This window comes from Scandinavium goeteborgense, assembly GCF_003935895.2.
GTDB lineage: Bacteria > Pseudomonadota > Gammaproteobacteria > Enterobacterales > Enterobacteriaceae > Scandinavium > Scandinavium goeteborgense.
This window is the reverse complement of record NZ_CP054058.1, coordinates 2,004,318-2,017,311: the sequence shown is the minus strand read 5'-3', so window position 1 is coordinate 2,017,311 and position 12,994 is coordinate 2,004,318. Positions and strand designations below refer to the sequence as shown.

Annotated in this window: 14 protein-coding genes and 3 tRNA genes; 8 read left to right on the top strand and 9 right to left on the bottom strand. The window is 54.7% G+C overall.

The genetic code is table 11. The annotated features are described in order from the left end of the window. Positions 1 to 46 precede the first annotated feature (46 nt). Positions 47 to 1,363 carry an IS4 family transposase gene (locus A8O29_RS10425; protein ID WP_174081207.1) on the top strand — a complete coding sequence of 439 codons (1,317 nt, stop codon included), beginning with the start codon at positions 47 to 49 and terminating at the stop codon, positions 1,361 to 1,363. Between the two features lie 49 nt (positions 1,364 to 1,412). On the opposite strand, the gene A8O29_RS10420 is transcribed toward A8O29_RS10425, so the two are convergent. Continuing rightward, on the bottom strand, positions 1,413 to 2,054 hold the full coding sequence (locus A8O29_RS10420; RefSeq protein WP_125355889.1) for a riboflavin synthase subunit alpha: 642 nt from the start codon (positions 2,052 to 2,054) through the stop codon (positions 1,413 to 1,415). A 228-nt stretch (positions 2,055 to 2,282) separates the two neighbouring features. Here A8O29_RS10420 and mdtK point away from each other — a divergent pair, with 228 nt between their 5' ends. The 4 genes from mdtK (at position 2,283) to A8O29_RS10400 (ending at position 4,039) form a co-directional block, all read left to right on the top strand. Further along, positions 2,283 to 3,656 (top strand): MdtK family multidrug efflux MATE transporter, encoded by a 1,374-nt coding sequence (gene mdtK / locus A8O29_RS10415; RefSeq protein WP_125355891.1) that lies wholly within the window; start codon positions 2,283 to 2,285, stop codon positions 3,654 to 3,656. A gap of 138 nt (positions 3,657 to 3,794) precedes the next feature. Next, a tRNA-Val gene (locus tag A8O29_RS10410) sits at positions 3,795 to 3,871 on the top strand. 2 nt (positions 3,872 to 3,873) lie between these two features. Next, positions 3,874 to 3,950 (top strand) — tRNA-Val (locus A8O29_RS10405). 12 nt (positions 3,951 to 3,962) lie between these two features. Further along, positions 3,963 to 4,039 (top strand) — tRNA-Val (locus A8O29_RS10400). Between the two features lie 134 nt (positions 4,040 to 4,173). Here the strand turns inward: A8O29_RS10400 and A8O29_RS10395 are convergent. The 7 genes from A8O29_RS10395 to A8O29_RS10365 form a co-directional block, all read right to left on the bottom strand. Then, a complete protein-coding gene (locus tag A8O29_RS10395) occupies positions 4,174 to 4,530 on the bottom strand; it encodes a putative periplasmic lipoprotein (RefSeq protein ID WP_125353105.1) in 357 nt (118 codons plus the stop codon). Between the two features lie 167 nt (positions 4,531 to 4,697). Continuing rightward, positions 4,698 to 5,303 (bottom strand): helix-turn-helix domain-containing protein, encoded by a 606-nt coding sequence (locus A8O29_RS10390; protein ID WP_125353107.1) that lies wholly within the window; start codon positions 5,301 to 5,303, stop codon positions 4,698 to 4,700. Beyond that, positions 5,290 to 5,868: a helix-turn-helix transcriptional regulator gene (locus tag A8O29_RS10385; protein WP_168713835.1), complete on the bottom strand. Its 579-nt coding sequence runs from the start codon at positions 5,866 to 5,868 to the stop codon at positions 5,290 to 5,292. The genes A8O29_RS10390 and A8O29_RS10385 overlap by 14 nt, the downstream gene beginning before the upstream one ends. Positions 5,869 to 6,126: 258 nt before the next feature. Beyond that, positions 6,127 to 6,870, bottom strand: coding sequence for a peptidoglycan editing factor PgeF (gene pgeF / locus A8O29_RS10380; RefSeq protein ID WP_125353110.1), 744 nt, complete (start codon positions 6,868 to 6,870; stop codon positions 6,127 to 6,129). An 89-nt stretch (positions 6,871 to 6,959) separates the two neighbouring features. Further along, on the bottom strand, positions 6,960 to 7,682 hold the full coding sequence (locus A8O29_RS10375; RefSeq protein ID WP_125353112.1) for an amino acid ABC transporter ATP-binding protein: 723 nt from the start codon (positions 7,680 to 7,682) through the stop codon (positions 6,960 to 6,962). Beyond that, entirely contained in the window at positions 7,669 to 8,433 is a 765-nt protein-coding gene (locus tag A8O29_RS10370) for an amino acid ABC transporter permease (RefSeq protein WP_125353113.1), read from the bottom strand. The genes A8O29_RS10375 and A8O29_RS10370 overlap by 14 nt, the downstream gene beginning before the upstream one ends. Positions 8,434 to 8,501: 68 nt before the next feature. Beyond that, complete coding sequence (locus tag A8O29_RS10365) at positions 8,502 to 9,269, bottom strand: basic amino acid ABC transporter substrate-binding protein (protein ID WP_125353115.1); 768 nt, start codon at positions 9,267 to 9,269, stop codon at positions 8,502 to 8,504. Positions 9,270 to 9,466: 197 nt separating this feature from the next. On the opposite strand from A8O29_RS10365, the gene A8O29_RS10360 reads away from it, so the two are divergent. The 3 genes from A8O29_RS10360 to A8O29_RS10350 are packed head-to-tail and all read left to right on the top strand — an operon-like array spanning position 9,467 to position 12,274. Continuing rightward, positions 9,467 to 10,531 (top strand): ABC transporter substrate-binding protein, encoded by a 1,065-nt coding sequence (locus A8O29_RS10360; RefSeq protein ID WP_125353117.1) that lies wholly within the window; start codon positions 9,467 to 9,469, stop codon positions 10,529 to 10,531. Beyond that, a complete protein-coding gene (locus A8O29_RS10355) occupies positions 10,521 to 11,525 on the top strand; it encodes a FecCD family ABC transporter permease (RefSeq protein ID WP_125353119.1) in 1,005 nt (334 codons plus the stop codon). The genes A8O29_RS10360 and A8O29_RS10355 overlap by 11 nt, the downstream gene beginning before the upstream one ends. Next, complete coding sequence (locus tag A8O29_RS10350; protein ID WP_125353240.1) at positions 11,525 to 12,274, top strand: ABC transporter ATP-binding protein; 750 nt, start codon at positions 11,525 to 11,527, stop codon at positions 12,272 to 12,274. Before A8O29_RS10355 ends, A8O29_RS10350 begins: the two co-directional genes overlap by 1 nt. Here the strand turns inward: A8O29_RS10350 and A8O29_RS10345 are convergent. Then, positions 12,254 to 12,982, bottom strand: a complete 729-nt coding sequence (locus A8O29_RS10345) for a substrate-binding domain-containing protein (RefSeq protein ID WP_246316669.1) — start codon at positions 12,980 to 12,982, stop codon at positions 12,254 to 12,256. The two genes, A8O29_RS10350 and A8O29_RS10345, sit on opposite strands and share 21 nt — an antisense overlap. Positions 12,983 to 12,994 lie beyond the last annotated feature (12 nt).

Below are 12,994 nucleotides of genomic sequence, written 5' to 3'. Positions count from 1 at the left end.
GGTTGTGCAAGAATCCGTAATCTCTCCAGGGATTACGGATTTTTTTATGTTACTCAGCCAGGCCTTAGATACCGTCCATAAATTTTCTCCGCAGGAGTTTGCTGCCCTTGCAGACCTGCTTTCTCCTGAACTGATTGATGAATGCCTGGCTGACACCGGCGTCGTCACTCTGCGTAAGCGTCGCCTCTCCATGGAGATGATGGTCTGGGCGGTTACCGGCATGGCCCTGTTCCGCTCCCACTCCATGACCCAGCTGGTCTCACATATGGACATTCTTCTGCCGGGTAACCGGCCCTTCGTTGCACCCAGTGCCGTTGTTCAGGCCCGCCAGCGGCTCGGCGAGGATGTCATCCGTCTGATGTTCGAAAAAACACGTCAGCTCTGGTTTGAAAAAACACCCCTGTCTCACTGGAACGGCCTGACGCTAATGGCCGTGGACGGTACGTTGTGGCGTGCACCTGATACCCCAGAAAATGACGCAGCCTTCGGCCGTACTGCCAATGTGAACAAGCAGTCCGAATGGCCACAACTGCGCATGGTCTGCCAGATGGAAGTTACCAGCCATCTGCTGTCTGCGGTGGCCTTCGACAGCGTCTCTGAAACCGGTGAAACTGACCTTGCGGCACAGCTTATTGACCGGACGCCGGACCACTCACTGACCATCATGGATAAGGGCTTCTATGCCCTGGGCCTGCTGCATCGCTGGCAGTCATCAGGCACGGAAAGGCACTGGATGCTGCCCTTACGCAAAGGCGCGCAGTATGAGGAGGTGAGAAACCTGGGCGCAGGGCAGAAACTGGTGAGAATAACGCTGTCGCCGCAGGCGAAAAAGAAATGGCAGGATGCACCGGAAACCCTGACAGCAAGACTGGTCAGCAAGGAAGTGAACGGCAAGACGGTGCAGATACTGACGTCGATGTGCGACCCGCTCAGATACCCGAAAGCCGATATCGTGGACCTTTACAGCCAGCGGTGGGAGATAGAGCACGGGTTCAGGGAGATGAAGCAGCATCTGCTGAATAATGAACTGACGCTGCGGAGTAAAAAGCCTGCGCTGGTGCGTCAGGAGCTGTGGGGCGTGGTGCTGGCGTATAATCTGTTGCGCTTCATGATGGGGCAGATGGCGTACAGTCTGAAAGGCGTGGAGCCATATCAGATGGGCTTTAAACAGTCAGCGTTATATCTGTGCAGCCACCTGCGTTTACTGCCGGGAGTGGCGCCGGGGAAACTCCCCAAGGTCATGGCCGAAATACTGAGTATGGCCTCAAGCTTCGTGCTACCAGGGCGAAGAGCACGGCATTACCCGAGAGCTGTAAAAAAGAGGCCGCAACGTTATCCGTTGCGGCCTCCTTCAAAAGCTTAACTGACAAGCATTACGGCAAGCCGGGGTTCTTTTTAACTGATCTGCCCTGTTACTCTTCTGCGCTGAACGTTTTAGTCGCGGCGTCTTTGGCAGCCATGACACGTTCTACCGTATCCACCACCGCCTGCGTCTGCGGGTCAATCTCAATGTTCACCTTCTCACCGAGCTTCTTCTTGCCGAGCGTCGTGCGTTCCAGCGTTTCCGGGATCAGATGAACACAGAAGCGCGTCGGGGTGACTTCTCCGACCGTCAGGCTAATACCGTCAATGCCGATAAACCCTTTGTACAGGATGTATTTCATCAGCGTCGGATCCTGGACCTTAAACCAAATCTGTCGGTTATTTTCAGAGGTCAGGATTTTAGATACGTCGGCAGTGGTCATAATATGACCCGACATTAAATGGCCGCCAATCTCATCACTAAAGCGCGCGGCACGTTCCACGTTAACCACGTCGCCCGCTTTCAATTCGCCAAGATTGGTAATGCGCAACGTCTCTTTCATCAGGTCAAAACTGATGTGATTGCCGTTAATTTCCGTAACCGTCAGGCAGCAGCCGTTGTGGGCAACGGAGGCGCCGGTTTCAATACCGTCGAGCATATGCGCTGGCATTTCAACGATATGCGTGCGGAAGTTAGGTTTTTCGTCGATGGACACAATTTTTGCCGTGCCCTGAACGATTCCAGTAAACATGCCATTAACTCCTGTCTCTAAATCATCACCGTCTTTAATACTCTGAACAATACCAGTTGCCCTTCTGCCTTGCCAGTCAGGTAGTGCTTCCTGCCATTTTTTGACTGGCTTAATACCCATTACTCGCTACAATATATTCCAAAATCCCCCTGTTCTTTTTTCTTGCTGCCCGCGTCGGCGGCTTTTTTAGTCTCTTCAACAATAAGAATCAATAAAAGGTATTTACCCGTGCAAAAGTACGTTATTGAAGCGCGCCAGCTTCTCGCGCTGGCAATCCCGGTCATCATTGCGCAGGTGGCCCAGACCGCAATGGGCTTCGTTGATACGGTCATGGCCGGTGGTTACAGCGCGACCGATATGGCAGCGGTAGCTATCGGCACCTCTATCTGGCTCCCGGCGATTTTATTTGGTCACGGCCTGCTGCTGGCCCTGACGCCTGTGGTGGCCCAACTGAACGGTTCCGGTCGTCGTGACCGCATCGGCCATCAGATTCGCCAGGGTTTCTGGCTCGCCGGTTTTGTCTCCATCCTGGTGATGGTCGTGCTGTGGAATGCAGGTTATATCATTCACGCCATGCATAATATTGACCCGCTTCTGGCCGATAAAGCCGTCGGCTATTTGCGCGCGCTGCTGTGGGGCGTTCCGGGGTATTTATTCTTCCAGGTATGCCGTAATCAGTGTGAAGGTCTGGCGAAAACCAAGCCGGGCATGGTGATGGGCTTTATCGGTCTGCTGGTGAATATTCCAGTGAACTACATCTTTATTTACGGCCATTTTGGTATGCCTGAACTCGGCGGCGTTGGTTGCGGCGTGGCGACCGCTTCCGTTTACTGGGTCATGTTCTTCGCCATGGTTTCCTATGTGAAACGCGCCCGTTCAATGCGTGATATTCGCACCTATGAAGGTTTCGGCAAGCCTGATTACGCAATCATGAAACGCCTGGTGCAGCTTGGATTACCTATCGCGCTGGCGCTTTTTTTCGAAGTGACCCTGTTTGCTGTGGTCGCCCTGCTGGTGTCTCCGTTGGGGATTATTGACGTTGCCGGACATCAGATTGCCCTGAACTTCAGCTCACTGATGTTCGTTCTGCCTATGTCGCTGGCGGCGGCGGTGACTATTCGCGTGGGGTTTCGTCTCGGCCAAGGCTCCACGCTGGAAGCGCAAACAGCCGCCAGAACGGGCCTCGGCGTCGGCATGTGCATGGCCGTGTTAACCGCGATTTTCACCGTCACGCTGCGGGAGCATATCGCCCTGCTGTACAACGACAATCCGGAAGTCGTGACGCTGGCCTCGCATCTGATGCTGCTGGCGGCTATCTATCAACTCTCCGACTCGATTCAGGTGGTGGGGAGCGGGATCCTGCGTGGCTACAAAGATACGCGTTCGATCTTCTTTATCACCTTTACCGCCTATTGGGTGCTCGGCCTGCCGTGCGGATATATTCTGGCATTAACCGATATCGTGGTGCCGCGTATGGGCCCGGCGGGCTTCTGGATGGGCTTTATCATCGGCCTGACCTCTGCCGCGATCCTGATGATGACGAGAATGCGTTTCCTGCAGCGTCAGCCGTCCGCCATTATTCTGGCTCGAGCTTCCCGATAAGTGCCTGACAGCCGCCTCAGGGCGGCTGCTTTCTCGACAGTTTGTGCAGTGTTTCCGCAATCGCGTGAAATCTGAAAGAAAAGTGGCAATTGCCTCTTGCCACTTCTCCTCCCTGCCGCTAATATTCGTCCCCGTTGTGCGTCCGTAGCTCAGTTGGTTAGAGCACCACCTTGACATGGTGGGGGTCGGTGGTTCGAGTCCACTCGGACGCACCATTGCGTTTATAGCTCAGTTGGTTAGAGCACCACCTTGACATGGTGGGGGTCGTTGGTTCGAGTCCAATTAAACGCACCATCTCTCTTTTGTGCGTCCGTAGCTCAGTTGGTTAGAGCACCACCTTGACATGGTGGGGGTCGGTGGTTCGAGTCCACTCGGACGCACCATTCAATGTTTTCCGTTATCTATCTGTTTTAATCCTCTTTCTTTCTGTTCGTTTTAAAATATTTCAGCGTAATGCATATCTCGTTGCCATAAAAAAAGGCCACAATACGTGACCTTGATGATGTTGCCGTGCCTGTTATTTGGCGCTTGCGCAACCTTCCAGGCTTTTATCCAGCAGTAAATTCCCTTCTACGCGCACACCAATCTCGCCAAAGATAAAGGCATGATTAAGCTGCGTCACCACCATGTCCGTCAGGCCAACAGCACAGCGATCCTGTTCAATGGCACGGTCGATAGCCGTTTTGACGTTCGGGATGCCGGTAGGGAACAGAATGACCGCATGCTTATCCTCTGCGGTAACGCGCTTGCCCTTCGTAAACGCCGTGCTGTTCAGATTGTAGTTTTTGGTACTGGCAACGGTTAAATCCGCAACCCGGACAGTACAGCCGCTGAGCAACAACGCCCCCACTGCGATTAACATTAATTTTTTCATGATGCGTACTCAACAAATAAATGGACCGATCCGCAGACCTGTTTTCATCATGCTATGCAACTTTCCCGCACTGCAACACTCTGTTTTTATCCAATAAAAAACTAATGCCTGAATAAATCAGGCATTCGAGTCTTATGTCTGGATGTAGATAAACGCAGAACACGTTTTTAATTGGCGCTTTCCGCCATGGCGAGCAATTTTTTCTTAAGACTTAAATCATCGCACACGCCAAGCTTACGCATGATATTACGCTTATGACTGCTGACGGTTTTTTGGCTCCGCACAATCGCGTTGGATATTTCAACGCCATTCTTGCCTTCGCGGATAAAATTCAGCACTTTGTTTTCCGCCTCCGTCAGGACCACAATGTGTTCTGCAGAAGGAACCTGCGCGGTTAATTCACGAATAAATGGGCTGAGAAAACGTTTATTGCGCATGCTGGACTCGATGACTTCACGCAGATTGAAATAATGCTCATCCACGCACAGAATCGAACAACGCTTCTGCTGCAGAGCTTTAATCAGTCTGCGCTGCGTGGCGCGCACCAGAACCATCATGCGTGAGCCCGTCACCGGAAATAACGCGACGTCCCCATCTTCTTCTGCGGTTAAATCCATCAGACATAAATTGATCGGCGTATCGGCTGCCGGCATTTCCGTCATCATCGAATACGTCCAGCCCGGATTAGTGCGCGAGAGTTGCTCCAGGCTGCAGTTGACCGCGTGAAACCACAGGGTCTGGCGGGAGAGATAAACGACATTATAGTGGGCCATAACTTTTCTCTGTCTGATACATTGAAGACAACTGTACGATTTCGGTCAGCATCTCAAGCCAGTGTGCACGGGTTTCAATCTCAAGCGCTTCACAGATATTATGCTTCCATGAAAAAATCGTTTTATAACTGCACTGACGCTTTTCAGCCATTTGACGGGAGGATAATCCTGACGCGAATTGCAGCAAGATCTCCATTTCGGTCAGGGTAATACGGCTCGGTCGTTTGTGTGTAATGCGCGGGCGAATCACCGTCGATTGCGTCCCTTCCAGCACCCGCAGTGCGGGCAGCAGCCCGTCCGGTAACAACTCTTCGTAGAGGCTCTCGCCGACATAAATGGCGCCTAATAACTTATGCATCCAGGGATACCCTTCAGGCACCCAAGCGAGTATTTTCACTTTGCCGGATTTCACCCGGCGAATGAACCGCAGCAGATCGCTCAGGGCTAACCCCGAACCAGCAATGCCTATCAGCAAGAGTTTATTATCTGAAGTATGTGTGCTCACATTTTCAATAAATGTGGGCAGCGTTTGATGTGACTGAAAGGCAGCGTTTTGTTCTTCCATAAGCTGCCCTACTACCGCCCGGGGCAACATGCGGGGTTCATAGAGAAATATCGCTGGCACCGTTTTTCATCCTTAAGTCCAAACATCCGTCGTCAGAAAATGATTACGGCGGATAATATCGGACATAAGGAAAAATGAGAAAGTGGAAAACTGTCCAATCCTGGATGCCTATTTTCCTTCCCTTCCGCGTAAAAAAATAACTCTAAATGAATATGAATTAATAAAGTCACGGTTTGAGGAAAATAGTGTCAGCAATAATCACCGGGAATGCTTCGTATCATTGATGCTCTTCACAATCCACGAAACCTGCTGCGTTTTTGTGGCCGGTTGATGCGTCCGCCGACGGTAAGAGCCCAGCTCATCCGGCGTGCAATACGTGCATTTCGCCAGCCACTCGATGTTTTCCGCGCGTATTCCGCTCGCTAGCAGTTGTAGCTGGCAAAACGCCGGTAAATCAAACCACAGACTCTTTTCTTCCCGCGCACTGGCGCTGAGGGCATTTGGCTTTTTCGGTAAGCCTGAAAACAATTCATGCTGATGCTGTCGCACAGATTCCGCAGCAGGTGACGCCAGCAGCGCTTCACGAAATGAAGCCGACACTTCATAGCAGCACGGTCGAATATGCGGCCCCACTGCCACGACGATATCTGCCGCACTCACGTCCTGAGCGGCAAACTGCTTCACACTTTGCTGCACAATCCCCTGCGCAGTCCCGCGCCAGCCAGCATGCACGCTGGCGATAACGCTTCCGTCGCGTGAGGCCATCAGCAGCGGTAAACAGTCGGCGGTGACCACACCAATACTTTGCCCGGAAAGCGCCGTCAAAACGCCATCGACGTGCGGTCGGGTTGCAGGTTGAGAGGTGAAATTAAGGATGTCGGTGCCGTGGACCTGCTTGATATCCACGAGGGTGGATTTATCAAAAGCCGCGGATTCATGCACGTCGAGAAAGGCGTGATGAACGCCGGGGATGTCTGCCAGTAAACGAGAAAAATAGGCCATGAGGTTCTGTCAGTCGAATGTCGTAGCCTTTAACCGTAATCCAGCGACGCCTTTCCGACAAGTCGGCAGGCATCGCTGGCAACGATTAATTACAACACCTTACTGAGAAACGACGCGGTACGAGGATTCTGCGGCGCGCTGAAGATCTGCTCCGGCGTGCCCTGCTCCTGAATAATGCCCTGGTCGATGAAAATGACCCGATCCGCCACTTCGCGGGCAAAGCCCATTTCGTGGGTCACGATAACCATCGTCATCCCTTCAGTAGCCAGGTTTTTCATGACTTCCAGCACGTCGCCGACCAGTTCAGGGTCAAGCGCGGACGTCGGCTCATCGAACAGCATGATCGATGGCTGCATCGCTAAAGCCCGGGCGATGGCCACGCGCTGTTGCTGCCCGCCGGACAAGCTCGATGGCCACGCATCACGCTTATCGCTCAGCCCGACTTTCGCCAGCAGCCCTTCGGTATAGGTCACGGCCTCGGCGCGAGACATGCCGCGCAGCGACATCGGCGCCATCAGCAGGTTTTCCAGCACCGTCATGTGCGGAAACAGGTTAAAGCGCTGGAACACCATGCCCACGCTCTCGCGCAGCTTATTGAGATCGGTCTTCTTATCGTGCACCGGGAAGCCGTTGACCACCACTTCGCCTTCACTCACCGATTCCAGCGCGTTCATGCAGCGCAGAAAGGTGCTTTTCCCTGAGCCGGACGGCCCAATTACGCAGACCACTTCCTGGGGCTGAATATCACAATCGATGCCGCGCAGAACGTGACTCGCCCCGAAGTGCTTATGCAGATTTTTAATGTGAATCACTTTTACCAAACCTCTTTTCCAGACGGTTAACCAGCTGCGCCAGCACGAAGGTAATCACCCAATAGACCACCGAAATGGTAAGGTACGGTTCCCAGTAAGTGGCATACGCCCCGGAAACGGTACGCGCGGCGTACGCCAGATCCGCCAGTCCAATTGCCGACGCCAGCGAAGAGTCTTTCACAATCGCAATGGCGTTATTGCCCAGCGGCGGCAGAATGCGGCGAAACGCCTGCGGCAAAATCACCTTGCGCATGGTTTTCCACCACGGCATACCCAGCGCGCGGGAGGCTTCCATCTGGCCTTTATCAATCGACTGAATACCCGCACGGAAAATCTCCGACACGTAGGCCCCGGCGTTGAGCGTAATCGCCACGATGCAGGATAAAAACGCGCCGTAGTTTGAACGCACTTCGCGGGCGAAATCGCTGCTCATCACCCCGTGAGTCACCAGTAGGCCATCACGCGGGTTGATGAACAGCGGCACCAGCGCAAAATGGACCACCATGATTTGCACGAACAGCGGCGTACCGCGAAAGGCGCTGACATAAAAGCGTACCGGGAACTGCACCAGGTAGCGCAGCACATATTTCCACGGCCCGTGTTCAGCCTTCGCCATCCGGCCCAGGCCGAGCGTCAGACCCCACAGCGTGCCGAGGATCACACAAATAATGGTGCATTTGAGGGTCATTATCGCGCCGTCAATGAACAGCGGGCCGTACTCCTCGATAATTTCCCAACGGAATCCCGTCATAGCTTATCCCTGAAAAAAACGGCGATCGTCAGCAGTGGCGATCGCCGTGAAAAATAGAAAAGAAAATATTACTGAGCTGGCAACGTCGGAACGTCTGCGTCAAACCAGGTTTGATAAATCTTGGCGTAGGTACCGTCGGCGACGATCTTTTTCAGGCCATCGTTGATTTTACCGAGCAGTTCGGTGTTGCCTTTTGCCACCGCAATACCGAAATACTGACGTTCAAATTTGGCATCTGGCACCAGTTTGAACTGTTTTTCCGGGTGCTGTTTGATGTAGTACTTGACCACACCTACGTCACCCACCGCCGCGCTCACGCCATCTTCAAACAGCTCTTGCAGCATCAGTGGCGTATTGTCGAAACGCTTGATGGCGGTGCTGTTTTTGCCGAGCACGTCAGACACCACGATGTCGCCGGTACTGGAGTTCACCACGCCGACCTTCTCGTTTTTCAGCGCTGCCAGCGAACTGACTTTGGAGTCTTTCGCCACCACGATCGACTGTTCCGCCGGGAAGTACGGCGCGGAGAAGTCGATCATCTGCTTACGCTTGTCGGTAATCGTAATCCCGGAAATGATGATGTCGCGGTCGCCGGAGTTAAGGGTGGCGAAGATGCCTTCCCACGGCGTATTGATCAGTTTGATATCGAAGTTTTCGGCTTTGGCGATGGCCTTAATCACATCGATGTCAAAACCTTCCAGTTGTTTCTGGCTGTTTTCATATTCAAACGGGCGATAGGTACCCCCCGCGCCGACGATATACGTTTGTGCTGCAACCTGAGCACTGGCCGCCAGCGCCGCTGTTAAACAAAAACCCTTCATCCATTTGCTGATCATACCATCACCTTTTTATGCATTTAATTTGCATAAAAATACATAACTTATCTGGCATATGCAACAAGCGAAGCGGGATATTCCCTCTGGTTATATCGACCTCTCCGTTGATCCATTGAGATAATCACGACGAAAGGTTTGCAACCCGCACCGCTATATAATTTAATACACAGCGATTATTTCCCTTCTCAGAGTGAATCATGTCCAGACGACACCGCCTTTATCTGTGCACTGCCCTTGCCTGCAGCGCCCTTCTCACCGCCACTGCCGCCCATGCTGACCGAACTGTGACTGACCAGCTCGGTCGTCAGGTCACGCTGCCCGATCACGTCAACCGCGTGGTCGTGCTTCAGCATCAGACGCTGAATCTGCTGGTGCAGCTCAATGCACAGGACGACATCGTCGGCGTGATGAGCAGCTGGAAAAAACAGCTCGGGCCGCAGTTCGCACGCTTTATGCCGAAAATCACCACGCTGCCGATGCCGGGCGATTTGACCCAGGCCAATATTGAAAGCCTGCTGGCGCTGCATCCGCAGGTGGTTTTCGTGGCGAATTACGCGCCGACGGAAATGATCCAACAGATTCAGAATGCTGGTATTCCGGTGGTGGCGATTTCCCTGCGCGCGGACGCCGCCGGTGAGAAAAACAAAATGAACCCGGCGATGGCCAACGAAGAACAGGCCTACAACGACGGGTTGAAACAAGGTATTCGCCTGATCGGTGACGTCGTGGAACGGCCGAAAGAAGCCGAGGCGCTAATCGACTACACCTTCCGCGCTCGCGCCAACGCTAACGCTGCGGTGGCCGATATTCCTGAGGATAAAAAAGTCCGCGTGTATATGGCCAACCCGGATCTCAACACCTACGGCGCAGGCAAATATACCGGGCTGATGATGCAACATGCCGGCGCGCTAAACGTGGCAGCGGCGACGGTCAAAGGCGCGCGTCAGGTATCGCTTGAGCAGGTTTTACAGTGGAACCCGCAGGTTATTTTTGTGCAGGACCGCTACCCGCAGGTGCTAAAAGCCATAGAAAGCGATCCGCAGTGGCAGGCCATTGATGCGGTAAAACATCATCGCGTGTGGCTGATGCCGGAATATGCCAAAGCCTGGGGCTATCCGATGCCGGAAGCGATGGCGATTGGCGAGCTGTGGATGGCGAAAAAACTCTATCCGGAACGCTATAAAAACATCAACGTGGATGCTCAGGTGCAGGATTACTATCAGCATTTTTACCGCGTGAGCTGGAAATCCAATGCCCTCTGAGGCACGGTTTCGCATGCTGCAAGCGGGGTTGATCGCCTTAACCCTGCTGCTGGCGCTAGTTTCGCTGGGTCTCGGCCAATACCATTTGCCAATCGGTGACGTTGTCACTCACCTTCTGCACCCTGATGCGCCGAATGAAATCGCCGGACAGGTGGTATGGACGGTGCGTTTACCGCGCGTGGTGATGGCCTTTCTCTGCGGCGCGGCGCTGGGGCTAAGCGGTGCCACGCTTCAGGGCGTGTTCCGCAATCCGCTGGTCGACCCGCATATTATCGGCGTGACTTCCGGCGCTGCGTTTGGCGGTACGCTGGCGATTTTGCTCGGATTAAGTCCGCTGCTCATGATGGGCTCGACCTTTGGCTTTGGCCTCGCCGCGCTTGGGCTGGTGTATCTGATTTCGACCCTGCAAGGGCGAGAAAGTACGCTGGTGCTGATCCTGTCGGGCATTATCCTCAGTGGATTTTTCGCCGCACTTGTCAGCCTGATGCAGTACCTCGCCGACACCGAAGAGGTGTTGCCCAACATCGTATTCTGGCTGCTCGGCAGTTTTGCCACCGCCAACTGGTACAAAGTCATGTTAGTCGCCGGACCAGTGCTGCTGGCAGGCGCGGTGCTGTTCGCCCTGCGCTGGCGCATTAATTTACTGTCGCTGGATGAGAAAGATGCCCGGGCGCTCGGCGTGTCGGTCAAACTGCTCCGTCGCGGGGTACTGGTCAGCTGCGCGTTGCTGGTTGCCGCGCAGGTGGCGGTCAGCGGCAGCATTGCCTGGGTCGGGCTGGTGATCCCACATCTGGCGCGGTTGCTCGTCGGGGCCGATCATCGCCGCCTGTTGCCGACCGCGTTCTGGCTCGGCGGCGGGTTTATGATGGTGGTCGACGACCTCGCCCGCACCCTGACCCAGGCTGAAATTCCCATCGGGATCATCACCGCCCTGGTGGGCGCGCCGGTCTTCACCTTTTTGCTGATTTACCGCCAACGCCGGAGTGCCCGATGATCACTGATTCGTTATCCGTCAGCGAGCTGCTGTACGGTCACGACCAGCCGCTGTTTGCGCCTCTCAGTTTTGCCTGCCAGCCGGGGGATATCTGGGCGGTGCTCGGCGCGAACGGCCGCGGAAAAAGTACCTTACTGGATACCATAACCGGGGTATTGCCCGCTCTCGGTGGGCAGTTTTCGGTTGATGGTGGCGTCAGCGTGGTGCCGCAGTCGTTTCACCCGGCCTTCGCCTGGCAGGTGCAGGACGTGGTGCTGATGGGCCGCGCTCGTCATGTGGGGCTGTTTTCACAGCCGTCGGCCGAGGATCGACAACAGGTTGCGAAGGCGCTGGCGCAGCTCAACATTTCAGCACTGGCGCAGCAACACATCGGCACGCTCTCCGGCGGCCAGCAGCAGCTGGTGATGATTGCCCGGGCGCTGGTCAGCGGCAGTCAGAATATTTTGCTTGATGAGCCCTGCTCCGCGCTGGATCTGGCTAACCAGCAGGTGGTGTTGCAGCTGATTAGCGACCTGGCGCACCGCCAGCAGCGCAGCGTGCTGTTTACTACGCACGATCCCACCCACGCGTTACAGGTGGCGAGCCACACGCTGATGCTAATGCCGGACGGGAAATGGCTGGCGGGTGAAACCGAAGCTGTGGTGACGGACCGCCATCTGTGGCAGGCCTATGGCGTACCGGTCCGGACGCTGACGCTGGAGGACTATCCGCGTCAGGTCATTGCTCCGTTATTTTCCATCGAGCGTTAAAAAACCGGCCTGACGTAAAAATGCCTGGCCTTCTGGCGCCACAATAAATTGTTCCATCGGGCGCGCGGCGTCACTGAGCCGCGCCAGCTGATATTCACAGCGCGTCTGATACGCCTCCGGCAACGCCAGAATGCGTAAGTCGTCGCTATCTCCCAGCGCCTGCGCGTAGTGCGCATAACCGATAAACACGTCGGTCAAATCCTGGCGAATTAACCACCCGCTGGCAATTTCCCCTTCCGGAACGGTTAACGACGTTCTGCCGCCCACCAGCCTGTGTGCCCGCGCGGCTAACACCACATCCGGAAAGTCCGCCTCGATTCTGGCTAACAGCTCGAAAGTGTAATCGCCAGACGGGTCACAGCCGGGCGTCGAGGTGCCGAGCCGCAGCGCCGGATTCGCCAACAGGCTGAGCCAGTCGGCGTTTTCCGTTAGCGCGGTTTTCCGTGCCGTGAGGTTCAGACGATTAAACGCAAAGGTCGCCGCCGCCTGAGCGCGTCCGCTCGCCAGCAGCGCTTGAGGGTGCTGCGTGTTGGCGGATGCAAACAGATCGCAGGGTTCACCGGCTTCAATGCGCTCGCGCAGCAGGCCCGCGGGGCCAAAATCCACGGATACAGGAATACCGGTTTGGTGGCTGAAATGCTGACACAGCGGAATAAATGCCCGTTTGAGGCTGCCCGCGGCGAGTACGTGAAGGGTTGTGGTCATCAGTGTGAAATCTTT

Excerpts from the sequence above, each read along its gene's own strand:
- A8O29_RS10425 (WP_174081207.1), top strand. The coding sequence starts at position 47 with ATGTTACTCAGCCAGGCCTTAGATACCGTCCATAAATTTTCTCCGCAG.
- A8O29_RS10370 (WP_125353113.1), bottom strand. The coding sequence starts at position 8,433 with ATGACGGGATTCCGTTGGGAAATTATCGAGGAGTACGGCCCGCTGTTC.
- A8O29_RS10385 (WP_168713835.1), bottom strand. The coding sequence starts at position 5,868 with ATGGAAGAACAAAACGCTGCCTTTCAGTCACATCAAACGCTGCCCACA.
- A8O29_RS10390 (WP_125353107.1), bottom strand. The coding sequence starts at position 5,303 with ATGGCCCACTATAATGTCGTTTATCTCTCCCGCCAGACCCTGTGGTTT.
- A8O29_RS10355 (WP_125353119.1), top strand. The coding sequence starts at position 10,521 with ATGCCCTCTGAGGCACGGTTTCGCATGCTGCAAGCGGGGTTGATCGCC.
- pgeF (WP_125353110.1), bottom strand. The coding sequence starts at position 6,870 with ATGGCCTATTTTTCTCGTTTACTGGCAGACATCCCCGGCGTTCATCAC.
- A8O29_RS10420 (WP_125355889.1), bottom strand. The coding sequence starts at position 2,054 with ATGTTTACTGGAATCGTTCAGGGCACGGCAAAAATTGTGTCCATCGAC.
- A8O29_RS10395 (WP_125353105.1), bottom strand. The coding sequence starts at position 4,530 with ATGAAAAAATTAATGTTAATCGCAGTGGGGGCGTTGTTGCTCAGCGGC.
- A8O29_RS10360 (WP_125353117.1), top strand. The coding sequence starts at position 9,467 with ATGTCCAGACGACACCGCCTTTATCTGTGCACTGCCCTTGCCTGCAGC.
- A8O29_RS10365 (WP_125353115.1), bottom strand. The coding sequence starts at position 9,269 with ATGATCAGCAAATGGATGAAGGGTTTTTGTTTAACAGCGGCGCTGGCG.